The following is a 23,298-nucleotide window of genomic DNA, read 5'->3' as shown; positions in this document are numbered from 1 at the left end:
GCAGCAAAAAGCCGGTGTGCAGGCCCTTGGGTGGGGCTGCACACCGGCCTTTCGGACGGCACTGGGACTAGCTGCGGAAGTTCACGAACTGCAGGTCGGCCTCTTCGAACTTCTTCAGGATGTTCATGGTTTCCTGAAGGTCGTCACGGGACTTGGAGGTCACGCGGAGTTCGTCGCCCTGGATCTGGGACTTGACGGACTTGGGGGCTTCATCGCGGATGATCTTGTTGATCTTCTTGGCGATGTCCTGGGCAATGCCTTCCTTGATGGTGCACTCCAGGCGGAATTCCTTGCCGGAGGGGAAGGGCTCGCCCTGTTCCAGGGACTTCAACGAGATGCCGCGCTTGATCAGCTTGGACTGGAAAACATCCAGGACCGCAAGGACGCGGTCCTCGGAATTGGCCTTCATGAGGATCTTCTCGCCGCTGAAGTCGATCTCCGCGCCAACGCCCTTGAAGTCGTATCGCTGCGCGATTTCCTTCTGGGACTGGTTCAGTGCGTTGGCGACCTCTTGCTTGTCTACCTTGCTGACGACGTCGAATGTGGATTCGCCTGCCATGACTCTCCTTAGGTTGGGGGCCCTGTGAGGGCGGGTTGGTCTGGCATCCAGCCTAGTACGGAAGGTGCTGCTTGGGGCTGTGGAGCGCATTCACAGTTCGCTCACAGCACATGCAAGGTTGGAACTGAGGCTGCCGGTTGAGAGTTGTACCAGTTGGAAGAACGCATAGTGGAGGATCAGCATGAGCAGCAAGGCCGTCCAGTCCATCAGTAAATCCGCGTCTGCAGCAGCGGGCTCCCTTGGCACGGCTGCAGTTGCCGCAGCCAGTGCTGTTGCGGCCGCGGCTGTTGCCGCTTCGATCGTCCTGAGCCCGGTACCCGATGCCACCGCGCGCATGGACGGAGTGCACGCTGACCTGCTGCGGGCCGTGCAACTCAACCAGATCACCGCCGAGCAGGCCGAGAAGTTCGAAGCGAAACTCGCCGGCCGGATCCTCGGGGAAGTCTGACATACCGCTAAATCCCGGGCGTTTTCCCTCGATTAGATTCTTCGCAGAAAGTTCTGTAAGGTTGTCTCTGCCTTCGGTTACCGGATCTAAAAGAAACGGTCTCCGGAAGTGATCTTCTTTTGAAGTTCGGCAGATTACCCGAGCGGCCAAAGGGGGCTGACTGTAAATCAGCTGGCAACGCCTACGGGGGTTCGAATCCCTCATCTGCCACCCAAAGAAAATCCCCGGAACCACTGGTTCCGGGGATTTTTTGTGTGTCCAGCGAGTTCCCTGCGCCGGATCCCTGCCGTGGGATCCGGCAGTTGTTCGCCCGGCTCGCCCGTGCGCGGCGGGGGATTCGAGCGAGCGCGGGACCGGCCGTGCCGCCACCACCCACTTTGACCGAAGCTACCCGGCGACTCGCCGCAATACAGGGCGTGTCATGGCATCTGGGCTCTCAAAGTAGGTGGTGTCGGTACGGGATCGAGCGGGACGCCGCGCCTATACCTCGCGCCCCCGCCCCAATTCCGTGGTCTGCCTAACCACCGTGGCCTCCCGGAGTTCGGCGATCTCCATCCGCAGGGCCGCGATCTCGGTCACCAGGTCAGCCATCTCCGCGCGAACGGGTTCCTCGGCTGCGGCGGCCTTCACCTCCGCTGCCGCTGCCACCCCCTCTGCGTTCTCCTCAATCCGTTGAACCAGCCAGGAAGCGATGGATGCTGTGACAATACCCAGCACCGCGATGCCGCTCATCATGAGGGCCGCGGCTACGATCCTGCCGATGGGGGTCACGGGATACAGGTCTCCGTAGCCAACGGTGGTGATGGTGGTGACGGCCCACCAGGCGGCGTCACCGAAATTGAGGATCTTGGCGGCGGGGTCGTTCTGTTCGACATCCAGTACGGCCAGTGCGCCGATGAGGATGAGCATCGCCGCAGCTCCTGCCACGTAGGTGGCAACCCGCCCGCGTAGAGTTTCGCCCACGGTGCGCTGGAGAACGGACAGCAAAGTGACCAACCGCAGCAGCCGCAAGGGCCGGAAGAAGGGGAGCACCACGATCAGGAGTTCGTGCAGGTTCCAGAGGAACCACCGCATCCTGTCTTCGGCAAGCCAGAGGTTGACGAAGTAGTCCAGCGCGAAGATGCCCCAGGTAATCCAGAGGACAATCTCGAATGGCACCGCAGCGGTGCCGTTCACCTTGCCGATGACCTGCCATGCATAGGCAGTGAGGAAAATCAGTGCTGTGCCCATGAGGGGCCATTCCACCAGGTCCCGGTATCGCGCTTGTGTCATAGGGGAATACTAGCCACCGCAGGCGCCCCAGCCGGACGGGACTCAAGGACGAGCCCGAACAGGACGAGCCTGCACCGTGCAGGATCAGGCGGCGGGCGTCTCCAGCCAGTATCCGTCGAGGTGGTGGATCAACTGCCTGCCGAGGCCGCCCTTGAGCTGGATCCACAGCGTGCTGCGGTCCTCGGTCATGCCGTCGATGGTTCCCTCGATGCGGTTGCCGCGGGCGTCTTGGAGGACAACGTTCTGGTGGCGTGAAAGTTCGGGCCAGACCTGGCCCTGCGGCCTGGTGGTTTGCAGCGTGCTCAAAGAGTCCCCCTTGTATGGTCATTCATCAGATGAGTTTCAGATATTCTGCATGGCTTTGATGAACCAGCGGTAAACGTTAGTGCAAACGTTGGACATAAAGCAGGTCATGGACTACCGGCCTGTCCATCATGCGGTCCACGCCTACCGCAGGAAGTTACCCACGGGTAACATTGTGGGCATGCGTCTGCTTCTTCGCACCCTCATGCTGCTGTTCACCTCCTCCAAGCGCTCGCCGCTGGGTGTCTGGGAGGAGTCCTCCCTCCCCCTGAAAGTGCTGCCGACGGACATCGACATTGCCATGCACGTCAACAACGGCATGTACTTTTCGCTGATGGACCTCGGCCGCTTCGACCTCATGGTCCGCAGTGGCATTTGGGCCAAGATGCGCAAGAAGGGGTGGAGTCCGGTGGCCGCCGGCGAAACCATCGCTTTCCGCAAGTCCCTGCAACTGTGGCAGCGCTACACCATTGAGACGCGCATTATCGGCCTGGATACCAAGGCCATCTACTTTGAACAGCGGATGGTGGTGGACGGTGAGATCTACGCCCGGGCGCACATTGCCACGCGACTGGTAGCCAAGGGCAAGCCCGTCACCCAGGAAGAAATCATCGCCGAGTTCGGTGCGCCTCCAGCAGGCCTTGAGTTGCCCGAATGGATCCACGAGTGGCGCGAGAACAATGCGCTCCCCGGAGCGCGTCGCCCCGCCCCGCACGTCTGGAGCTAGACACCCACATCGCGGTGTCGCAGCGCCACTGCTCCCAGCACAACAAGTACAGCCGAGATACCGTATAGACCCGCGGTAGCTCCCCAATCAGCGCCGTTGGCTACCGGGGAATTGCCATACGCCCAGTGGTACGGCGAAAGGTTCAGCAACCACTCAACGTCGGGACTTTGCCGTCCCACAGCGTTGAATACGTAACCGAGGACAGCCACTGCGGCGCCCGCAGCGATCCCGTACACCTTCCTGCCGCTCAGCGCACCGGCGAAGAGCGCAGCAGTCCCGCTGAGCAGGGCGAGAGCGGCGAACAGCAGCACCGCTCCGGCGAGATGTCCGACGTCGATACCCAGTTGCGCCGGTCCGTTCAGTCCCAGCACCATCAGGAAGACGAGGACGGAAAGGAATGCGATCCGAACCACGATGGCGAGGGCGCGTTCCAGTACCACCTGCACGCGGGTCACGCTGTGTGCGAGAGTCAGCTCCAACAGCCCCGATTCTTCGTCTCCTCCCACTGCTGCCGCGCCCCAGCCAATGGAGGCCATGGACATCAGCAGGAAGCCGATCAGGCCGAACAGGGTGGCTTGGGTGTAGCCGGGGCCTGATGTGATCTGATCGTAGTTCAGGGCTTTGGTCATCTCGGCGGGAAGCGCGTTGATCAGGTCCTGCATCTGCGCGCTGCCGCCGATCGAGGGGTAGAGCGGCAGGTACAGCATGCACGCCGCCGCCAGGCCCAACGCCCAAGCCAGCGTGGAGCGCCAGGAATCGGTCAGGGACTTGGTGAAGAGGGGCAGGATCCTAGGCACGGTGCGCTCCTTCCGCGCGACGGGGAGAGTCGGCCGAACCGGCAGCGCCCTTGCCAGCAGCGGGTTCGGTGCCGGCGCTTCCGGTGTACAAGGTCAGCACGGCCTCTTCGAGGTCTGGTTCTTCAAGGACGAGGTCTGTCAGGTCCAGTCGCGCCAACTCCTGGACCAAGGGCTTGACGTGTCCGGAAAGCGTTGCCGTGGCCACCACTGTCCCGGCGGCGTGGCCGTCGGCAGGGAGCTCCCGCACCGCCACGTTGGCGACGCCCGGCACCCGGGCCAGCAGTGCCCCGACGTCGTTCGCTGCGGTACCGGTGCTGTTGAACCGGAGTTGCCTGACGGCCGCCATCCTCAGGGCCTCCACCGTGGACACGGTGACGATTTCGCCGTCGCGGAGGATGGCGACGGCGTCGGCTGCTTGTTGGACTTCGCTGAGGACGTGGGAACTGAGGAACACCGTGGCGCCTGCCGCCACTGCCTCGCGGACCATGGCATGAAAAACCTGTTGGACCAAGGGGTCGAGGCCACTGGTTGGTTCGTCCAGCACCAGGAGTTCGGGTTGGTGCATGAAGGCCTGCAGCAACCCCAGCTTCTGTTTGTTGCCTTTGGAGAGTTTCCGCGTTTGGCGGTCCAGATCCAGGTTCAGGCGGTCAGCGAGGTCGTTGACGTGGTGAGGGTCCACGGGCCCGCTGATGGCGGCGAAGTGCTCCAGAGTGCGGCGGCCGGTGGTGCGGTTCTCCAAGTGGAGCTCGCCGGGGAGGTATCCGATCCTGCGGCGGAGGGAGGTGCCCGCGCTGCGGGGATGTTGTCCGAGCACCGAGATGGAACCCGCGCTGGGCCGGATGATGTCCAGCAGGCAGCGCATGGTGGTGGTCTTGCCGGCGCCGTTGGGCCCGATCACGCCGAACACCGTCCCGGCTTCCACTGCAAAATCCAGTCCATGCAGGACCTCGCGGTGACCGAACTTCTTGCGCAACCCCTCGACGACGATTGCCTGGGTCACGGGGCATGCTCCCTTCCGTGGTTGATGGTCTCTTGCTGCAAAGCGTCGCGGGCTGCGTCAAGGAAGCGCGAATCGGTATAGAAACCGTGGGTGTAGATCTCCAGGGCAGGCAGCGTGAGTTGCCGCAGCAACCCGGGCCCGATTCCGTGGGGTTCCGGAGTCACTTCGCCCAGCGTCCTTGAGAGGTGCCTGCCCAGCATGAGGATGGACAGGCTGTTGGAGGAAATCACGACGGCGGTGGACCGGACGTCGTCGAACTTCCGGATGGTTCCTGCCGTGATGCCGGCGTTGATGATGTCCTCTGTTTGCCTCACGACAGCATCAAAGAAGGCATCGCCGGCATCCGACTCGTCACTCAATGATTGGCGGATGTAGGCGATCTCCTGGGCGTAATGTTCCGGGTTGTTGAGGTAGTCCTGGATCAGTTGGCGTGTTGATCCTGGGTGGGTCTTCTCGCGGCCCTGGCTGGCTGTTTGGGCGAGGACGTGCTGGTCGCAAGCGGCGCGGAGGCCTTCCTTGCTGCCGAAATGGTGGATGACCAGGCCCGGGCTGACCCCGGCCAGTGAGGCGACTGCCCGGACCGTGGCGCGGGCGAATCCATCGCGGCCGAACAGTCCGATGGCGGCGTCGCGGATGCGGGCCCGGGTGGTGAGATCCTCTGCGCTTGAACGCATGTTTCAAACACTAAACACCTGTTCAATGGCGATCAAGTGGCTTGGTCATAACGATGTGACACCATTGGATGGGTCGCCGGTGTTGAGTGTGCCGGCGTCGCAGATACTTGCCTCAGCGTTATTGACGGGGCAGCAGGTGGGGGTTGGCGAAGTGGGCTTTAACAAGACGGACGTGGGGCCGGTGCGGGCTTGGTGTCTGGGTACGGTAGCCATGGCGCTGCTGGTTCCTGCCGCTCTGGGTGCGGCACTTCCCGCGCAAGCCGTTCCCGCCCTCAGCACTCCCGTCCAAGCTTCAGTCCCGCTGACTGTTCCGGCGGAGACCTCGACGCCGCCCCTTTCTGGTGCGATCGGCAACCTGTACAACACCAGCGCGTGGGCACGAAGCGTGCTGCTCCGCCCCACCAGTGCCGAGGAATGTTCCGGCAGCGGAAGCGCCAGCGGTTGCGTGCAGCGGTTTGCCGGCGGCGACATCGCCTGGTCCGCACGCACAGGAGCGCGTGTTGTGGTCAACGGACCGGTACGTACGTCCTGGTGGGCTGCGGGCGGACCTTCCGGTTTTCACGGCTATCCAAAGACCGACACCACCACTGGGCTGCGCAACGGAGGGTCCAAGCAGACGTATGAACGGGGCGCCATCACGTACTCGCCGGGAACAGGTGCGCAGCGGACCAGCGGATCCATTCATCTGGCCTGGGGACGTGCCGGCTTTGAAACCGGTTACCTGGGCTACCCGGTCACCGGGGAAAGTACGGGACTGCGCGACGGTGGCGCCTGGCAGGCTTTTGAACGAGGCTTTGTGGTGTGGTCGCCGGCCACCGGGGCACATCCATCCATGGGCGCCATCCGTGAACGTTGGCGGAAAGCCGGGATGGAAGAAGGCGAGCTGGGGTACCCCGCCACGGATGAAGCCCTGGGCCTGAAGGCTGGCGGCTCATCCCAGCAGTACCAGGGCGGAACGATAACCTGGTCGCCGGCCACCGGTGCGCGGGCATTGACCGGTGCCATCCGGAGCTACTGGTCCTCCACGGGAGGCCAAAACGGGGCCCTCGGTTATCCGGTGGGTGAGGAAGTCCGGCAAAACGCCTTTGTCTACCAACTCTTCCAGGGCGGCACGGTCTACTGGTCCGCGGCGACGGGGGCGCATTCCACCACCCACGGCGATGTCCACAACCGTTACAACTCGCTGGGCGGAGCGGCCGGGCAGTTGGGGCTCCCGCTCACGGACAAGCTTCCGCGTGCCGGCGGACTCGTCCAGCAGTTCGTCAACGGCTGGCTGGTGTGGGGGCCGTCCACCGGTGCGCGGATCGTTGGACACCCCACCTATAAAGTGTGGTCCGCCAACCCCGGCGAGTTCGGCTGGCCCGTCCGCGATACCTGGACGGACGGCCGGGGAACCCATGTGGCCTTCCAGAAGCTGGAAACCATCTGGAACGACGCTACGGAGGAGCTGTACTCGGCCGAGGCCGTTGACGCATCCACTGTGGTTTTCCTGGGTGACTCCCAACTGGACCTTGATTCCTGGGGCGAGCAAGGTGCCCGCGGGGCCGGGTACCCGCGCCAAGTAGTCCGCAGTATTGGTGGGCTCGGCTACGTTTCCGGAAGTCCCGCCGTCGGGGGTGGCTCCGCGACTGATGCGCTGGCGCAGGACCGGATCCTCCTGCCGCAGGGCAACCCCGGGCTGGTGGTGGTGACACTGGGCGGCAATGACGCCAGGATCGGCGCCACGGATGCAGCCATCCTGTCCCAGGCCAACCGGCTGTGGGACGAACTCCGGCGAAAGTACCCCCGCAGCACCATCCTGATCAATGGCGTGCTGTCACGGTATGACTCCAACCACGCCCAACGCCGGTGGGTGGATGGCCTCGTCACCCGTGAAGCTGCCCTTCGCGGGTGGCCGCGGATTTCCATGGCCGGCACGGCGACCATTGCGGGAGCCGCAGGGAACTACCTCGATGACACCCACATGAACCAGACCGGCCACAACAAGGTGGCGCCGCTCTATGCGTCCGCACTGAAGTACGTGTTGGGCAAGTAGGGGAAACCGTTCTTTATTCCCGGTAACGCGGGAAGCGAACAGGGCGGCAGTCCACGGGACTTAGCGGGCAGGGTCGCGTACCGTGGAACCATGGCTACAGTTGACATCACTGGAGAACAGTTCGCATCGACCATCGAGGACAACGATATTGTCCTGGTGGATTTCTGGGCTGCCTGGTGCGGCCCGTGCCGCCAGTTCGCGCCCACGTACGGGGCAGCTTCGGACAAGCACGCCGACGTCGTGTTCGCGAAGGTGGATACCGAGGCCGAGCAGCAACTGGCCGCCGAAGCCGGGATCACCTCCATCCCCACGCTCATGGCTTTCCGCGAAAAGGTCCTGGTCTTCTCGCAGCCCGGGGCCCTCAACGGCCAGCAGCTTGAGCAGGTCATTGAAGCCGTGAAGGGTCTGGATATGGAAGAAGTCCACGCCCACGTTGCCAAAGCGCGTGCCGAGGCGCAGGAAAACTAAGAACGAGCGGCGGTTGGAATCATCGAAATCGCCGGAAACGCACCGAGGTCGCCGGAAATTTCCGGCGACCTCGAGGCTTTAAGGCGTTTTCGCTGTATTGCGGCGATCAGAGCCGTTCGAGCTTGACGGGCTCAGCCAGCAAGGCGCTGAGGGACTCGTTCAGGTCCTGGACAGCGATGCCCTTGGAGTGCTTCTCAAGGAGTTCCTCGGATTCCCAGCGCTCCGTGAGGACGAGCTTTTCCTCGGTGGCCTCGGTCAGTTCATAGCGGATGCAGCCGGGCTCGTTCACGACCTCGTCGATGGCGATTTCCAGGGCGAGCTTCACGCGGAAGAATTCGCCGTCGTTGGGGATGAACGTGGCCTGCAGGTCAATGGGTGCACTCATGGATCCAACCCTACCGGCAGGACACGGCCCCACTGGAGGTGGTTACGGTTCTGTTGCGCCCCGTCCCTTGGTAGCGTTCCGTCATGTTGTCCTACACTGCCGGAGACACTGACGTCCCGCTGCTCGAAGAGACCATCGGTGCTAATTTTGAGCGCATCGCCGCGCAATTCCCCTTGCGGGACGCCCTGATTGAAGCGGCCGCGACGCCCGGCGGTGACGCCCGCCGCTGGAGCTACGAAAAACTGAACGACGACGTCAATCGCCTCGCCCGCGCATTGCTCGCTGTCGGAGTGGCCAAGGGGGAACGGATCGGGATCTGGAGCCCCAACTGCGCCGAGTGGACCATCCTGCAGTACGCAACGGCCAAGGTCGGTGCGGTCCTGGTCAATGTAAACCCCGCTTACAGGAGCCACGAACTGGAGTTCGTGGTGCGGCAGAACGGCATGCGGATGCTGGTAGCCGCACCTTCGGACAAATACAGCGACTATGTGGGCATGGCAAGGGATGCGGCCGGAAGCTGTCCGGAACTCCGGGGAATCGTCTTCCTCCCGGGAAACCTTGAGCAGGAGTTGGCCGGGGGCGAACCGGAAGCCAACCACGAACTGACGTACGCCCAACTCCTGACCCGGGCCGACGGCGTCGGGCCTTCAGCGGTTCAGGACCGGATGGCCGAACTTGACCCGCACGACGCCATCAACCTGCAGTACACCTCGGGCACCACGGGCTTTCCCAAGGGTGCGACGCTGACACACCACAACATCCTCAACAACGGACACTCCATCGGCCGGCTCCTGAACTACACCGAACGCGACCGCGTAATGATTCCGGTGCCGTTCTACCATTGCTTCGGCATGGTGATCGGGAACCTGAATGCTCTCAGTTTCGGTGCGGCCACCATCATCCCCAGTCGCGGCTTCAATCCTTCGGCGGCGTTGGAAGCGGTGCAGGACTTCGGCGGGACGTCGCTGTACGGGGTGCCCACCATGTTCATTGCGGAACTGGCTTTGGAGGACTTTGGCTCCTACGATCTTTCGACGCTGCGGACCGGGGTGATGGCCGGCTCGCTGTGTCCCATGGAAGTGATGCGCAGGGTCATCGAAGAGATGCACATGGTGGACGTCGCCATTTGCTATGGCATGACTGAGACCTCGCCTGTGTCCACCATGACCCGTGGCGGGGACACCCTCGAACACCGGACCAGCACGGTGGGACGGACCATGCCGCACCTGGAGAGCCGCATTGTCGACCCTGGCTCGGCAGAGGTGGTGGAGCGGGGCGTGATTGGTGAGCTGTGCACCCGGGGCTATGCGGTGATGAATGGCTATTGGGGTCAGCCGGACAAGACTGCGGAAGCTATCGACGCCGAAGGATGGATGCACACCGGCGACCTCGCGCGCATGGATGAGGATGGTTACGTGGTAATCGAAGGCCGCATCAAGGATATGGTGATCCGCGGTGGCGAGAACATCTACCCGCGTGAAATCGAGGAATTCCTGTACCTGCATCCCTCCATCCAGGACGTGCAGGTGATCGGCGTTCCGGATGCCAAGTACGGTGAGGAACTCATGGCTTGCATCATCCTCAAACCCGGTGCTGCGGCCCTGACCGCCGGGGACTTGGCGGAGTACTGCCGTGGGAAGCTGGCGCACTACAAGATTCCCCGCTACGTGGATGTACGCGACAGCTTCCCCATGACGGTTTCCGGCAAAGTTCGGAAGGTGGACATGCGGCAGGAAGCGGTGTCCCGCCTGCAGCTGTAAAGGCGCTGACGCCCGCGCCCGTGGGCGCAGACCTAGTTGGTGTTCCGGCTGATGGTCCGGATTCCCACGGCAAGTCCGACGCCGGCAGTCACCACAGCGGCCACGAGACCCCAGAACGTATCCACACCAACGGTCCCGGAGAAGAGTTCGCGTTCGGCGTTGACGAGGTAGGTCAAGGGGTTGAACAGGCTGGCCACCTTCATCCACTCCGGACCCGCCTCAATGGGCAGCATGATCCCGGACAGGATCATGAGTGGGAAGAGAAGGGTTTGCTGGACGCCCCAGAAGATCCATTCCTTGTTCTGCGACACCAGGGCCAAGGCGTAGGACAACGCGCCGAGTCCGATGCCGAAAATGCCCAGGATCACCAACCCGAGCAGCACATGCAGGGGGTGGAACACGAAGCCGAAAGGAATGCACACCACGGAGATCAGCAATCCCTGCACCACCAAGGGAGCCCACTCCTTAAGGGCCCGGCCGATCATGAGCGAGGACCGGGACAACGGCGTGGCCAGAATCCGCTCATAAGAGCCGGTCATCAGCTCATACTGCAGGTTGGACCCGGTCATGGAGGTACCGAACAGGGCGATCATCACCACCACGCCCGGCAGGAACCACTGGAGGGTGGACTGGCCGCCGAAGGCCGGGGCGCCCACCGCCGCACCAAGGAGCGGACCGAAGAGACCCAGGAACACCAGCGGTTGGATGAGGGAGAAAATCAGCGAGAACGGATCCCTCAGGGGCAACAGCATCTCCCGCCAGAACACGAACCAGGTGTCCGTCACGATGCTTCCGGCGCCTCGCTTTTGCACGGCAACTCCAGGCGCCACAGCTTGTTCAATCATCAGACTTCAGCTCCTTCCCGCAGGCTGCGGCCAGTGAGTTCCAGGAAAACGTCGTCCAGCGTTGGTGGCTTCAATTCCAGCGACTGGGCGGGAGCACCGGCGTCGTGCATGTCCTTCAACAACCCGGGCGCCAGCCGGGAACCGTGGGCCAACCGAAGACGGAAGCGGACCACGCCGTCGTACGCATTTTCCTGGATGTCGCCCTCGGCGGCGGCCCGGCCCAAGAGGCCGCGGACTTCCGACGCGGAACCGGCCGCCACTTCAACGGCCATCAGGTCTCCGGCCAGGTTCGCCTTGAGTCGGGAAGCGGTATCATCCGCAATGATGGTGCCGTGGTCGATCACGATCACGCGCTCGGACATCGAATCGGCCTCGTCCATGTAATGCGTGGTGAGCACGATGGTGGTCCCGTGTTCCTCGCGCATCCGCATGATGTGCTCCCACAGATTGGCTCGGTTTTGTGGGTCCATTCCGGTGGATGGCTCATCGAGGAACAGCAAACCGGGGGAGTGCATCAATCCCAACGCCACGTCCATACGGCGGCGTTGGCCGCCGGAGAGCTTGATGACTGTTCGTTTGGCGAGGTCGGCCAGGTCCAGGGATGCCATGAGGGTTTCGGCGCGCGCCTTGGCATCGGTGGTGTTCATACCGTAGAAGCGGCCCTGCATGATGAGTTCGTCGATCACGCGGTAGCTGTGTCCGCCGCCGTTGCCCTGGCCGATGTAGCCGATCCGCGCCCGAACGCCGGCGGGGTCCTTCGCGACGTCTACGCCCGCCACGGTGGCTGACCCGGAGGTTGGCTTCAGCAGGGTGGTGAGCATGCGCAACGTGGTGGATTTGCCGGCTCCGTTGGGACCAAGGAAGGCCACCAGTTCTCCCGGCCCGACGTCAATGTCCACGCCCTTGACGGCCTCTACGGTTTCCTTTTTCACGGTGAACGTCTTGGTGAGTTTTTTAGTGTGGATCACGGTGGCTCCAAGGAGGGCTGGTGATGGCTCGTAGACGCCACGCTATACCCGTGCCTCCGGCCAGTCCACGGCTCTGCGGACAGCTCCCGTCCGCAATGAAAAGTCAGTGCCGGCGGTGATCCTGAACGGTCATCCGTGGACCGAAAGTGGGTTTGCGGAAGCCACTCAAATACAGCATCCTGACCAGCCGCTGCCTCTGCCCGCGCCACGGTTCGAGCAATTCCAGCATGCCGGCGTCATCCGTCTTTTGGCCCGTCAGGGCGTAGCCCACGTACGAGGCCAGGTGGTAGTCGCCCACGGAAATCGAGTCGGGGCAGCCGTGTGTCCGTTGGACTACCTCGGACGCCGTCCAGATGCCGATCCCAGGGATGGTCTGCATTCTGGCGCCCGCCTGCGCTGAGTCCAGGCCGGCCAGCCGCTCAAGCGCGACGGCGGACTGCAGCGCCCGCATCACCGTCGCCGAGCGCTGTGGTCCAACCCCGGCTTTGTGCCACTCCCACGACGGGATGGCCAGCCATTCCCTGGCGGTGGGAGGAACCAGCAGCCCTGAGGGGGCCCTGCCCGGGGCAGATGTTCCGTAGCGATACATTAAGTACCGGTACCCGCGACGTGCCTCCAAGGTGGTGACCTTTTGCTCCAAAATGGTGGGCACCAGGGAGTCAACCATGCGGCCGGTGGAGGGCAGCCGCAGAGCCAGGTTCCGGCGTCGTGCTTCTGTGACACGCCGTGGGAGCGTGGCATGGAACGCGGGCTCGTCGAAGGCCGACCAATCGTCATGGGCGCCCAGCAATCGCGGCACTCCTGCGATGGCGTCCTGGGCCCCGGGGCCCCAAGCCTGGGCGTCCACGAAGGTATCAGGGCCCACGCCGCCTGCGGAAAGCCTCACCGTGACCGGACCCGAAGCTGCGGTGAAGGCCATCCAGAAACCGTTGGTGTGCGCGGCGAACGACGGATCGGCGTTGCCCCGCATCAGCGGAAACATGGTCTGGTCCAAGCGGAAGGCACCGCCCGGATGCCACCTGACGGCTGCGTCTGCCGCGGCCGCAACAACGGTCGGGGCGTCTGCGATGGTCATGTTTTCATGGTCCCACGTCCGGCTGACAATCTGCTGGCTGAACCCCTTACGACGGCGGCCGCCCGGGTCTAGACTCCCTGATGTGGCGTGGGTGGGCCGCGCCACATCCCAGGTACAAGGAGCGCGAATCGTGGCCGCAATAGTGCATTTCGAGATTCCTACGGACGACAAAGACCGTGCCAACACCTTCTATGAAAGCGCCTTCGGCTGGAACCTCAGCCCCATGCAAGGGATGGACTACACCATTGCCATCACGGCGCCCTCCGACGAACAAACCGGCACTCCAACCGAGCCCGGAGCCATCAACGGGGCACTGTTCCCGCGGACGGACGCGCTGAAGACACCTGTGCTCACCATCGACGTGGACAACATTGATGCAGCGCTGGCTCAGGTGGAGTCTGCTGGTGGCAGCGTGGTCCAGGCCAAAGACGCCATCCCGACCATGGGCTGGTATGCCTACTTCAAGGACACTGAGGGCAACGTCCTGGGTGTGTGGCAGACCGACGCCTCTGCCGGCACGTAGCCAGGGGGCCGAAGCAAGCCCGGCACCTGGCAGGCGGTAACTTTGTACCTATGAAGTACGCCCAGTCCGTGTTGGACCTCATCGGCAATACGCCGCTCATCAAGCTCAACCACGTCACCGAGGGCATCAAAGCCACCGTCCTGGTGAAGCTCGAATACGTTAATCCCGGCGGATCCATCAAAGACCGGATCGCCGTGAAGATGATCGAGGATGCGGAAAAAGACGGCCGGCTCCAGCCGGGCGGAACCATCGTAGAGCCGACGTCGGGCAACACCGGAGTGGGATTGGCGCTGGTAGCCCAGCAAAAGGGCTACAAGTGCATCTTCGTTGTGCCGGACAAGGTGGGCGAGGACAAGCGTGCCGTCCTGCAGGCGTACGGAGCAGAGGTAGTGGTCACGCCAACGTCCGTGGCCCCTGACAGCCCGCAAAGCTATTACGGCGTTTCCGACCGCCTCGTCAGCGAGATCCCTGGCGCCTTCAAGCCGGACCAGTTCTCCAACCCCGCCGCCCCCGGCAGCCATTACGAGTCCACTGGCCCGGAAATCTGGCAGGACACCGACGGCCGGGTCACGCACGTGGTCATCGGCGCCGGAACAGGCGGCACCATCACCGGCACCGGCCGCTTCCTCAAGGAAGTCTCCGCGGACCGTGCAGAGTCCGACGGCGGCCAGGTCAAGATCATCGGTGCGGACCCGGAAGGTTCGGTGTACTCAGGCGGCACCGGCCGGCCCTACTTCGTGGAGGGTGTAGGCGAGGACATGTGGCCCGGAAACTACGATCCCTCCGTTCCGGATGCCGTCCTTGCCGTCTCCGATGCCGACTCCTTCTCCATGACCCGCCGCCTTGCCCGCGAAGAGGGCCTCCTGGTGGGTGGCTCGTCCGGTATGGCCGTGGTGGCTGCACTGCAGGCTGCCAAGGACCTGGATGAGTCAGCTGTCGTGGTGGTCATCCTCCCGGATTCCGGCCGCGGTTATCTGGCCAAGATCTTCAACGACCAGTGGATGCGCTCTTACGGGTTCCTCTCCGGCGGTGAAGAGTCCTCCGTGGGGGAGGTCCTCAAGTCCAAGACGGGCGAAATGCCGGACCTGGTCCACATCCACCCCAACGAGACCGTCCGCGATGTCATCAACATCATGAACGAATTCGGTGTCTCCCACATCCCGGTCCTCTCACAGGAACCACCCGTAGTCATGGGCGAGGTCATGGGAGCTGTGGACGAGCGGACCCTCACCAGCAAACTGTTCCGTGGCGAAGCGAAGCTGTCGGACAAGATCTCCGAACACATGGGGGGACGCCTGCCCGTTATCGGCTCACTGGAAACCATTTCAGCCGCGCGTGAGCTGCTGTCCGACGTCGATACCGTCATGGTGACCTTCGCAGGCGCCCCGGTAGGTATCCTGACGCGCCACGACCTTCTGGCGTACCTGAGCAACTAGGCGCCGGCGCCCAACCCCGGCGCCTATCCAATCGTCCAACGACCCAAGAGGAGCTTCCATGTCTGCCACCAACAACGCCGGGTTCAACACCCGCGCCGTCCACGCCGGACAGGCCTTCGAACCCCGGACCGGTGCTGTGGTGCCGCCGCTGCACTTCAGCTCCACCTATGCCCAGGACGGCATCGGCAACCTGCGGTCCGGGTACGAGTACGGACGCGGCGGCAACCCGACCCGCGACGCCCTCCAGGAGCAGTTGGCCGCCCTCGAAGGGGGTACCGCAGCGTTTTCCTTCGGCTCGGGCCTGGCTGCCGAGGACTCATTGATCCGTGCGATCGCCCGCCCCGGTGACCACATCGTCCTGGGTAACGACGCTTACGGCGGCACCTACCGCCTGATCAACCGCGTCTTGGGCGACTGGGGCATCGGCAACACCCCCGTGGACATGTCGGACCTCGACGCCGTGGCAGCAGCCGTCGCCGCGAACAACACCAGGATCGTCTGGGTGGAGACGCCGTCCAACCCGATGATGAAGATCACCGACATTGAGGCCCTCGCCGCTGTAGCGCACGACGCCGGTGCCCTCCTGGTGGTGGACAACACCTTCGCGTCTCCCTACTTGCAGACTCCGCTCGCCTTGGGTGCTGACGTGGTGGTCCACTCCACGACCAAGTACATCGGCGGCCACTCCGACGTTGTGGGTGGCGCGATTGTGGTCAAGGACGATGAGCTGGCAGAGAAGATCGGTTTCATCCAGTTCGCGGTCGGTGCGGTTTCCGGACCCATGGATGCCTTCCTCACCACCCGCGGACTGAAGACGCTTGGCGTTCGCATGGACCGTCACAGCGACAACGGCCAGGCAGTGGCTGAGTGGCTCCTGCAGCGTCCCGAGGTGGAAGCAGTGCTCTACCCGGGCCTCCCGGACCACCCCGGCCACGAGCTCGCAGCGAAGCAGATGAAGAAGTTCGGCGGCATGGTCTCCGTGCAATTCAAGGGTGGCGAAGCAGCGGCACGCACGGTCGCCGAATCCACCTCGGTGTTCACGCTCGCGGAATCGCTGGGTGGCATCGAGTCCCTGATGAACTACCCGTCGGAGATGACCCACGCCTCCGTGAAGGGCACCGAACTGGCGGTTCCGGTCAACCTCCTGCGCCTTTCCTGCGGGATCGAGGAAGCCGAGGACCTGATCGCCGACCTTGAGCAGGCTTTTGCCAAGATCAGTAACGGCTGACACTGTGGCTTCTCCTTTACACACGGCGGCTCCCACCACGCAGCGGGGCTGGATCCTCACCGTGGCGGGTGCGCTGACCCTCGCCGTGGCGGTGTGGTTCCTCTATACGGACTACGAACCGGCGCTGAACGACTTTGAGGTCTACTTCTACGGCGGTGGCAAAGTCCTGGAAGGCGGCGATCTCTACGCCGTCCGGGAGGGTCTGCCTTTTACCTACCCGCCGTTCGCCGCGCTCCTCTTTACGGGTTTGGCGGCCATGGGCTTCTTCGCCAGCAGCCTGGTGTTCATCCTCGCGGCCTTGGTGGGTGCGGGAGTGGTGGCTGCTTGGCTGGCAAGGCACTACTTCGGCTTGACGGGCTGGCGCGCAGCGTTTGCCGACTACCGTTTCCGGACCACGGCCTTGGTGGGAGCAGGCGCCATCCTGTTGCTGGGGCCTTGGCGGGATACCTTCGTCTTCGGGCAGATCAACATCATCCTGATGGGCGTCATCCTGGCTGACTTCGCCCTGTACGGGAAAGCCCGTGCAGGTGAAATCCGGTGGCCGGCAGGCCTGCTGATTGGCCTGGCCGCTGGAGTGAAGCTCACCCCGCTGGCGTTTGGTTTGTACTTCCTGGTGCGCCGCGACTTCAAAGCACTGGGGTGGATGGCTGCAGGCTTCTTCGGATCCATTGCGTTTGCCTGGGCGGTGCTGCCGCAGGCTTCCGTGGATTTCTGGACCAGGATCCTGCCCGACACCGGCCGGATCGGCGGACCGGCGTACGTGGACAACCTGTCCGTCAAAGGTCTGCTCCTCCACTTCGGCATGCCGGATTCTTCCCTGACCAATGTCGTGTGGCTGGTCCTGTCCCTGGGGCTGGTGGTCCTTGCGGGGCTCATTATCAAGTGGGCCGTGGACGCTGACGAGAACTTCGTTGCAGTATCGGCAACTGCCATCCTGATGCTCCTGATCAGCCCTGTCTCCTGGTCCCATCACTGGGTGTGGGTCGCCGTCGCGCTCCCCAGCATGGCCTTCGCCATGCACCGGGTACCTTCACGTTCCGGCCGGATGCGCACCGCCGGATGGGTGATCGTAGCCTGTTCCACTGTCGCCTTCTTCATGACTCCCAAGAACCTTGCAGTGTGGGCCGGCGCAGCCGAGTGGGGAAAGGACCCGCAGACCCAGTGGCAGCTCATGATTTCCAGCCTTGGCGTGGTGTGCGGTATTGCCATGCTGGTCTACTGGGCGCTGGCGTACCACCCTTCCCGGACCCGGAATTAGCCTGCTGGCCCCTGCCCGAAGTGACGAATCCGGCCCTTGTCCGCCCTCCTCACCGTTCTACGGTGGTGGGGGCGAACAAGGGCCGGATCTCCTTAAGCGCCTAGCCTGAGATCCCCTCCCGGCCGTCCTCTTCACGCCCGGTCAGGCGCCTCCTGAACGTCTCATCATCGGCCGAGGTGAGCTGGAGATCGTACCAACCTTCCAGAGTGTCCCAGCCAATCTTCCTGGTGTGCCCGGCCTTCAGCTTCACGGTCTCGTTGTTCTCCGCGTACTGCAGGGACTCCAGCTTCACGGTTACTGTTGCCTTGCCGTTGTTGCTCAGCTCCAGTTCCACGGCTTTCCTGCCGCGCCGCCCTGTCACGGTGACGTCGACGCCGGACGCGGCACCCGCCGTCGTGCCTTTCAGTTCGTACTGGTACCGGTTGGGGCCGGTGACGACGACGTCGAACGCGCCTGAGTTAACGGGGAAGTCCACCTTCTGGGTTCCGAGCACGTCCACGTGACGGGGTTCGGTGACCTCGCCGGCGTAGCCGTACACGGTGAAGTGGGTGGACCGGGTTCCCTTGTTTGTCAGCGTCAGCGTCAGCGCGGCGGTCCCTGTGCCGGACTGGAGTGTGGCCGAAACCTGCGGCCGGTAGGGGAGGGGGCGGGCCGGGCGGCTGCCGGGTTCCTGGATCGGGGCCACCTGCACGGCCGGGGGATTCGGGCGCCAGCGGCTGATCTTGGCGGGCACTGCGCCCGGGTGGTCAAGGACGGGCGGCGTGCCCGGCGAGGTGAAGTTGAAGACGCCGGTCAGGTCGCCGCAGACCTCGCGTCGCCACGGGGAAATATTCGGTTCCTCCACGCCGGTCCAGCGCTCCAGGAAGCGCAGCACGGAGGTGTGGTCGAACACTTCCGAGCTGACGTAACCGCCCACTGTCCAGGGTGACACGACTGTCATGGGCACACGCGGTCCCAGGCCGATCGGCCTGGCGGTGGTCCAGTCGGTGGACTCGCCCGATGCCGGACGCGGCTGGACGGGCGGCGGGACGTGGTCGAAGTAGCCATCATTCTCGTCGAAGTTCAGGAAAATCGCCGTACTGTCCCACGTGTCCGGGTTGCTGGCCACGGTATCCAGCAAGCGGTACACGAAGTTTGCGCTGCCAACCGGTGTGGAGGCGCCAGGGTGCTCGGAATCGGCCGCTGACGGCACAAGCCAGCTGACCTGCGGCAAGGCACCGCCGGCGATGTCTGTGCTGAGGCGCTCCAGAAGGGTGTCCGGACGGCCACGCCACATGGCTTTGTCGAACAGTGCCCGTTCGGTTTCAGTGAGGGCTGCACGGCCTTGCTCCAATTGGGCAAGGAGGCGGTCCTGCTCGGCGGGTGTTTTGCCCTGAAGCTGGTCGTAAAACTCTTCGGTGGTGCGGAGTTTGCCATCCACCGAGGCAAGCATCTTGCGGCCGATCGCCTTGAACGTGGTGAAGTACTCCACGGCGTTGTCCGTGAAGTTGTCCCAGTCCTGGTAGATCTTCCATGAGACGCCCGCCTTTTCCAGGCGCTCAGGGTAGGTGGTCCAGTCGTAGCCGCCGTGGTCGTAACCGTAGGCTGCGTTGGTGACGGCACGCTTGGTGCTGGCGGGCTCGTTACCCGTGGTGCCGCTCCAGAGATAGTTGCGGTTGGGGTTGGTGGAGCCATTGACGGAGCAGTGGTAGGCGTCGCAGATGGTGAAGGTATCCGCGAGCTCGTATTGCAGGGGGATGTCCTGGCGCTCGTAGAAGGTCATGGTGGAGGCGCTTTTTGCAGGAATCCACTTGTCGCACCAGCCGTTGCTCCACGCCGTGGTGGTGCCATTGAAGGAGTGGTCCAGATCGCCCAAGTACTGGATGTCCGTGCCCGGCCTCCCGGCGAGTTCGGCTGCTTTGCGCAGGGAGAACGGCAGCACGGTTTCGCCCGTGGCACGCGGCTGCTCGAACATGGACTTGCCGTTGCGCAGGCGGGCGACGGCTTTGTCTCCGTAGCCGCGGACCCCACGCAGTGATCCGAAGTAGTGATCGAAGGAGCGGTTTTCCTGCATGAGCACAATGACGTGCTTGATGGACTGCAGGCTTCCCGGCGGGACGGGTTTGGCCATGGCGGCCTGAACCGAGGGCGGCAGGAGGGACCCGGTGGCCGCAAGCGCCGTCGCTGCAGCTGCCGTGCCGAGGAAGCCGCGGCGGGAGAACCCTCGCACTTCGGTTGAACGATTAACCATATCAGGGGAGTTCGAGGACATTCAGGGGTGCCTTTCGTGGTCAGAGGTGACCGGGTAAGCCTAAGCAGCCCGGGTGAACCTCGGGTGAAACAGGGGCAAACCGGCGGGGTGTGTCGCGCAGATCACACTTCAGCTGCTCAGCCGGCGCCTAGTTGAGGGCTATCACCAGCATCTGGCTGGTTCCCGGAATGCAGGTCTGCAATACGGCCTTGGGAAAGCCGCCGAAAACTGCTGAGACGTCACTGGTGGTCCCGCCCAAGGGGACCTGTCCACGCGCGTCCACAGTGTAGGTTCCATAGCCGGCCAGAGTGACCGTTTGGCCCACGTCGATGCCGGAGAACCGGTTCCACCCACCGCAGTAGTCGTGCTCGGTGATGAACACCGCGAAGGCATCGGTGGGAGTGTAGTGGATCGGGCCGATGCACGCATCCACCAGCTCCTGGCCGCCCGAGCCTGCAATGTAGATGGTCCGGGCCAGTGTGGCGGGTGCCGGGGCCGGTACGCTGACGGGCGCTACGTATTCCGCTGGTGGAATCACGACGGCGGCGGCCGGCTCGGGCGCGGCAGCCGGGGGAGCGGCTGGGGCCTCGGGCGCGGCAGCCGGAGAAGCGGCGGGTGGCTCGGGAGCGGCAGCCGGAGGAATGGCAGCCGGCTCGGGGGCGGCAGCCGGCGGTGCCACCGGCGGAGGCGCTGGGGCAGGAGGTGCTTCCGCGGGCGGGGCACCTTCCGCCGGTGGGCTCACGACGGCGGGTGCGACGTGCCGCTCAAACGACGCCTCGAGTGTCATGGATGATCCCGGGCGCGTTAACTCCGGGCGCGTAGCCGAAGCAGTGCCTTGACCGGAGAGTGGCGGCGTTATGGCGATGGCTGCAATCATGGCGCCGGCCAACATCAAGGCCTTGAGGGTTCCGATCGGCCTTGCCGTGCGGGCACGGAGGGGTGCGTTATGGCGCCGGAGCAGAGCCCCGCGGGACCGGAGGGGTGCGTTATGGCGCCGGAGCAGAGCCCCGCGGGACCGGAGGGCCCGGCCTGTCGGCGGCATGATGTGCGGTTGTGGTTCGCCCTGCAGAGTCATGGGAACTCCAAGCGGGAGTGGATCCGCTGTGAAAGCCGGAACGGATATTCAGGAATCCCCAGACACTTTCGATTGTAGGAACCCGCTGGACCTTTGAGCACCCGTGGTGGCTACTCGTCTTTTCGACGCAAGACGTGGTAACTACTTGGCTTCATGGCTGGTTCTCCTGAGATCTGCACCTAGCTTTCTTGAGAAAAGTCAGCTATTTTGACCCCATGCCTCTCCGTTCTGACTGGTCCGCGCGCACGTGCAGCCTGGCCCGTGGCCTCGATGTCCTTGGCGACCCCTGGGGAAGCCTGGTCCTTCGCGAGATCTTCTTCGGCAATGGCCGGTACGAGGCCATTAAGCAACGCTTGGAGGTTGCGGACAACGTCCTGAGTAAACGGCTTGGCTGGCTGGTTGAGTCGGGTCTACTGGCCCGGCGCCCCTATCACGACGGCACCCGCACCCGGCAGGAATACGTCCTCACCGCCAGAGGCGAGGACGCGCTCCCCGTACTGAACGCCATCATCATCTGGGCCGGGAAGAACCTGGACGCACCCAGCGAGGTGTCCCACATGAAGGTGGTCCACACGGACTGCGGTCAGGCAACATCTTCAGCCGATACCTGCACCCACTGCGGCACCCCGCTGACCGCAGCCAACACCAGCTGGCACAGCTTCACACGCAGCGAGCATCCGCTGCCACTGGCCGTCGCGCCGGTAACCCGCTCACCTGATTCCCTTGAAACGGAGACCCCTGCATGACCCCGCCCGAAAAAACCGTCCAGGCCAAAACAGCAGGTGCTCCCACAGGCAAGCGCCGACGACTCCACCCCGCTTGGATCGTGGCAGCGGTGGCATTCCTGGCGCTCGTGGGGGCAGCCGGCTTCCGTGCGGCACCCGGCGTGCTCATGGTTCCATTACAGGAGGAGTTCGGCTGGTCAACCACGGTGTTGTCGCTGGCCGTCAGTATCAACCTGGTCCTGTTTGGCCTGACGGCGCCGTTCGCGGCAGCGCTCATGGAACGCTTCGGCATCCGCAAAGTGACCTCCCTGGCGCTGTGCCTCATCGGTTTGGGGTCGGCCCTCACCGTTTTCGTGAACCAGTCCTGGCAGATCCTGCTGACCTGGGGTTTGCTGATCGGCCTCGGCACAGGCTCCATGGCCCTTGTGTTCGCGGCCACCATAGCCAACATCTGGTTCGCCAAAAGCCGGGGGCTGGTGATCGGGATACTGACCGCCGGAAGTGCCGCCGGGCAGCTGGTGTTCCTCCCCTTCATCGCCGCCCTCGCCCAGAACCCGGGGTGGCGCGGGGCGTCGCTCCTCATCGCCGCCGGTGCGCTCGCCGTGGTCCCGCTGGTGCTGCGCTGGCTGCGGAACTCACCGGCCGACGTCGGGGTCCTGCCGTACGGTGCCGAGGAACCCGTTACGCGGGAGCTCCGTGAGCACGAAGCTGACACTCAAGCAGCCGACGCCGGATCAACCGCGGCGCCGGACCGCAAGCCAGCCGCTGGGGTCGCGTCCGACGGGCCGCCGGCGACGAAGGATTCCGCGAACGCGGCTGTCCGTGCCTTGCAGGTCCTCAAACGGGCCAGCAAAGTACGCACTTTTTGGGCCTTGGCGGCGGGCTTCGCGATCTGTGGAGCAACCACCAATGGACTGATCGGCACGCACTTCATTCCGTCGGCGCACGATCACGGCATGCCCGAGACCACAGCGGCGGGCTTGTTGGCCGTCGTCGGGATTTTTGACATCGTGGGGACCATTGCTTCCGGCTGGCTGACCGACCGCTTCAACCCCAAGGTCCTGCTGGCGGTGTACTACCAATTCCGGGGGATCGGGTTGCTGGTGCTGCCGTTGCTGCTGGGCTCGACCGTGGAGCCGAGCATGATCATTTTCGTGGTGGTCTACGGGCTCGACTGGGTTGCCACCGTGCCTCCCACCGCAGCTATCTGCCGCTCGGTCTTCGGTGCCGACGGCTCTGTGGTCTTTGGCTGGGTGTTCGCTGCCCACCAACTCGGTGCCGCAGTGGCAGCACTGCTGGCCGGAGTCATCCGGGATGCCACCGGTCATTACAACTACGCATGGCTGGGTGCAGCTGCCATGTGCACCGTGGCTGCGGTCATCAGCGCCACCATCCGGAAGGACGCCGCGAAGAAAGAGCCCGTAGGGGTGGCCTGACGTCGCGGTTCCTGAATCTTGTGGGGCCCGCAATGCGTGCCATCCCGGCCGGGAAGGACGCAGAGCGGGCC

23 protein-coding genes and 1 tRNA gene are annotated in these 23,298 nt (G+C 63.9%); 12 read left to right on the top strand and 12 right to left on the bottom strand.

Features of this window, described 5'->3' with window-relative positions:
* Positions 1-67: 67 nt before the first annotated feature.
* The gene (locus tag CGK93_RS17355; protein WP_089595883.1) at positions 68-559 is read right to left on the bottom strand and encodes a YajQ family cyclic di-GMP-binding protein; all 492 of its coding nucleotides are present in this window, start codon (positions 557-559) and stop codon (positions 68-70) included.
* A gap of 181 nt (positions 560-740) precedes the next feature.
* Between CGK93_RS17355 and CGK93_RS17350 the strand changes: the two genes are divergently transcribed.
* Both CGK93_RS17350 and CGK93_RS17345 read left to right on the top strand, forming a co-directional pair.
* A complete protein-coding gene (locus CGK93_RS17350; protein WP_089595882.1) occupies positions 741-1,007 on the top strand; it encodes a hypothetical protein in 267 nt (88 codons plus the stop codon).
* A 128-nt stretch (positions 1,008-1,135) separates the two neighbouring features.
* Positions 1,136-1,217 (top strand) — tRNA-Tyr (locus CGK93_RS17345).
* Between the two features lie 270 nt (positions 1,218-1,487).
* Here CGK93_RS17345 and CGK93_RS17340 read toward each other — a convergent pair.
* Both CGK93_RS17340 and CGK93_RS17335 read right to left on the bottom strand, forming a co-directional pair.
* A complete protein-coding gene (locus tag CGK93_RS17340) occupies positions 1,488-2,279 on the bottom strand; it encodes a potassium channel family protein (RefSeq protein ID WP_089595881.1) in 792 nt (263 codons plus the stop codon).
* A gap of 84 nt (positions 2,280-2,363) precedes the next feature.
* Complete coding sequence (locus tag CGK93_RS17335; RefSeq protein WP_089595880.1) at positions 2,364-2,585, bottom strand: hypothetical protein; 222 nt, start codon at positions 2,583-2,585, stop codon at positions 2,364-2,366.
* Between the two features lie 178 nt (positions 2,586-2,763).
* On the opposite strand from CGK93_RS17335, the gene CGK93_RS17330 reads away from it, so the two are divergent.
* Positions 2,764-3,309, top strand: coding sequence for an acyl-CoA thioesterase (locus CGK93_RS17330; RefSeq protein ID WP_089597545.1), 546 nt, complete (start codon positions 2,764-2,766; stop codon positions 3,307-3,309).
* Here CGK93_RS17330 and CGK93_RS17325 read toward each other — a convergent pair.
* Genes CGK93_RS17325 through CGK93_RS17315 form a run of 3 tightly spaced genes read right to left on the bottom strand, consistent with a single transcriptional unit; the run spans position 3,306 to position 5,780 of the window.
* Positions 3,306-4,106: an ABC transporter permease subunit gene (locus CGK93_RS17325; RefSeq protein WP_089595879.1), complete on the bottom strand. Its 801-nt coding sequence runs from the start codon at positions 4,104-4,106 to the stop codon at positions 3,306-3,308. The two genes, CGK93_RS17330 and CGK93_RS17325, sit on opposite strands and share 4 nt — an antisense overlap.
* On the bottom strand, positions 4,099-5,106 hold the full coding sequence (locus CGK93_RS17320; protein WP_089595878.1) for an ABC transporter ATP-binding protein: 1,008 nt from the start codon (positions 5,104-5,106) through the stop codon (positions 4,099-4,101). The genes CGK93_RS17325 and CGK93_RS17320 overlap by 8 nt, the downstream gene beginning before the upstream one ends.
* A complete protein-coding gene (locus tag CGK93_RS17315; protein ID WP_089595877.1) occupies positions 5,103-5,780 on the bottom strand; it encodes a TetR family transcriptional regulator in 678 nt (225 codons plus the stop codon). The genes CGK93_RS17320 and CGK93_RS17315 overlap by 4 nt, the downstream gene beginning before the upstream one ends.
* Before the next feature lie 136 nt (positions 5,781-5,916).
* Between CGK93_RS17315 and CGK93_RS17310 the strand changes: the two genes are divergently transcribed.
* Positions 5,917-7,815, top strand: coding sequence for a GDSL-type esterase/lipase family protein (locus tag CGK93_RS17310; protein ID WP_198318252.1), 1,899 nt, complete (start codon positions 5,917-5,919; stop codon positions 7,813-7,815).
* Positions 7,816-7,905: 90 nt separating this feature from the next.
* Positions 7,906-8,283, top strand: coding sequence for a thioredoxin family protein (locus CGK93_RS17305; protein ID WP_089595875.1), 378 nt, complete (start codon positions 7,906-7,908; stop codon positions 8,281-8,283).
* Between the two features lie 106 nt (positions 8,284-8,389).
* Here CGK93_RS17305 and CGK93_RS17300 read toward each other — a convergent pair whose 3' ends face one another.
* Complete coding sequence (locus CGK93_RS17300; RefSeq protein WP_062073318.1) at positions 8,390-8,668, bottom strand: putative quinol monooxygenase; 279 nt, start codon at positions 8,666-8,668, stop codon at positions 8,390-8,392.
* A gap of 83 nt (positions 8,669-8,751) precedes the next feature.
* Here CGK93_RS17300 and CGK93_RS17295 point away from each other — a divergent pair, with 83 nt between their 5' ends.
* Positions 8,752-10,428, top strand: coding sequence for an AMP-binding protein (locus CGK93_RS17295; RefSeq protein ID WP_089595874.1), 1,677 nt, complete (start codon positions 8,752-8,754; stop codon positions 10,426-10,428).
* A 32-nt stretch (positions 10,429-10,460) separates the two neighbouring features.
* On the opposite strand, the gene CGK93_RS17290 is transcribed toward CGK93_RS17295, so the two are convergent.
* The 3 genes from CGK93_RS17290 to CGK93_RS17280 form a co-directional block, all read right to left on the bottom strand.
* On the bottom strand, positions 10,461-11,273 hold the full coding sequence (locus CGK93_RS17290) for an ABC transporter permease (protein WP_089595873.1): 813 nt from the start codon (positions 11,271-11,273) through the stop codon (positions 10,461-10,463).
* A complete protein-coding gene (locus CGK93_RS17285) occupies positions 11,273-12,241 on the bottom strand; it encodes an ATP-binding cassette domain-containing protein (protein WP_089595872.1) in 969 nt (322 codons plus the stop codon). The genes CGK93_RS17290 and CGK93_RS17285 overlap by 1 nt, the downstream gene beginning before the upstream one ends.
* Positions 12,242-12,344: 103 nt before the next feature.
* Positions 12,345-13,316, bottom strand: coding sequence for a DNA-3-methyladenine glycosylase family protein (locus CGK93_RS17280; protein WP_089595871.1), 972 nt, complete (start codon positions 13,314-13,316; stop codon positions 12,345-12,347).
* Positions 13,317-13,446: 130 nt separating this feature from the next.
* Between CGK93_RS17280 and CGK93_RS17275 the strand changes: the two genes are divergently transcribed.
* From CGK93_RS17275 to CGK93_RS17260, 4 genes are read left to right on the top strand one after another with little or no spacing between them, the layout of a single operon-like run.
* Positions 13,447-13,839, top strand: coding sequence for a VOC family protein (locus tag CGK93_RS17275; RefSeq protein WP_089595870.1), 393 nt, complete (start codon positions 13,447-13,449; stop codon positions 13,837-13,839).
* A 50-nt stretch (positions 13,840-13,889) separates the two neighbouring features.
* Positions 13,890-15,275, top strand: a complete 1,386-nt coding sequence (locus CGK93_RS17270; RefSeq protein ID WP_089595869.1) for a cystathionine beta-synthase — start codon at positions 13,890-13,892, stop codon at positions 15,273-15,275.
* Between the two features lie 58 nt (positions 15,276-15,333).
* Complete coding sequence (locus CGK93_RS17265) at positions 15,334-16,503, top strand: cystathionine gamma-synthase (RefSeq protein ID WP_089595868.1); 1,170 nt, start codon at positions 15,334-15,336, stop codon at positions 16,501-16,503.
* A 4-nt stretch (positions 16,504-16,507) separates the two neighbouring features.
* Positions 16,508-17,761, top strand: a complete 1,254-nt coding sequence (locus CGK93_RS17260; RefSeq protein WP_089595867.1) for a glycosyltransferase 87 family protein — start codon at positions 16,508-16,510, stop codon at positions 17,759-17,761.
* 100 nt (positions 17,762-17,861) lie between these two features.
* On the opposite strand, the gene CGK93_RS17255 is transcribed toward CGK93_RS17260, so the two are convergent.
* Both CGK93_RS17255 and CGK93_RS17250 read right to left on the bottom strand, forming a co-directional pair.
* On the bottom strand, positions 17,862-20,012 hold the full coding sequence (locus CGK93_RS17255; protein WP_089595866.1) for a phosphocholine-specific phospholipase C: 2,151 nt from the start codon (positions 20,010-20,012) through the stop codon (positions 17,862-17,864).
* A gap of 127 nt (positions 20,013-20,139) precedes the next feature.
* On the bottom strand, positions 20,140-21,066 hold the full coding sequence (locus tag CGK93_RS17250) for a hypothetical protein (protein WP_089595865.1): 927 nt from the start codon (positions 21,064-21,066) through the stop codon (positions 20,140-20,142).
* 215 nt (positions 21,067-21,281) lie between these two features.
* On the opposite strand from CGK93_RS17250, the gene CGK93_RS17245 reads away from it, so the two are divergent.
* Together CGK93_RS17245 and CGK93_RS17240 are read left to right on the top strand one after the other, a co-directional pair.
* Positions 21,282-21,812, top strand: a complete 531-nt coding sequence (locus CGK93_RS17245) for a winged helix-turn-helix transcriptional regulator (RefSeq protein WP_089595864.1) — start codon at positions 21,282-21,284, stop codon at positions 21,810-21,812.
* Complete coding sequence (locus CGK93_RS17240) at positions 21,809-23,227, top strand: MFS transporter (RefSeq protein WP_089595863.1); 1,419 nt, start codon at positions 21,809-21,811, stop codon at positions 23,225-23,227. Before CGK93_RS17245 ends, CGK93_RS17240 begins: the two co-directional genes overlap by 4 nt.
* Positions 23,228-23,298: the final 71 nt, after the last annotated feature.

It is taken from the genome of Arthrobacter sp. YN, from assembly GCF_002224285.1.
Classification (GTDB): Bacteria; Actinomycetota; Actinomycetes; order Actinomycetales; family Micrococcaceae; genus Arthrobacter.
Note: the sequence above shows the minus strand (reverse complement) of the source record. Positions and strands in the feature narration are given on the sequence as shown.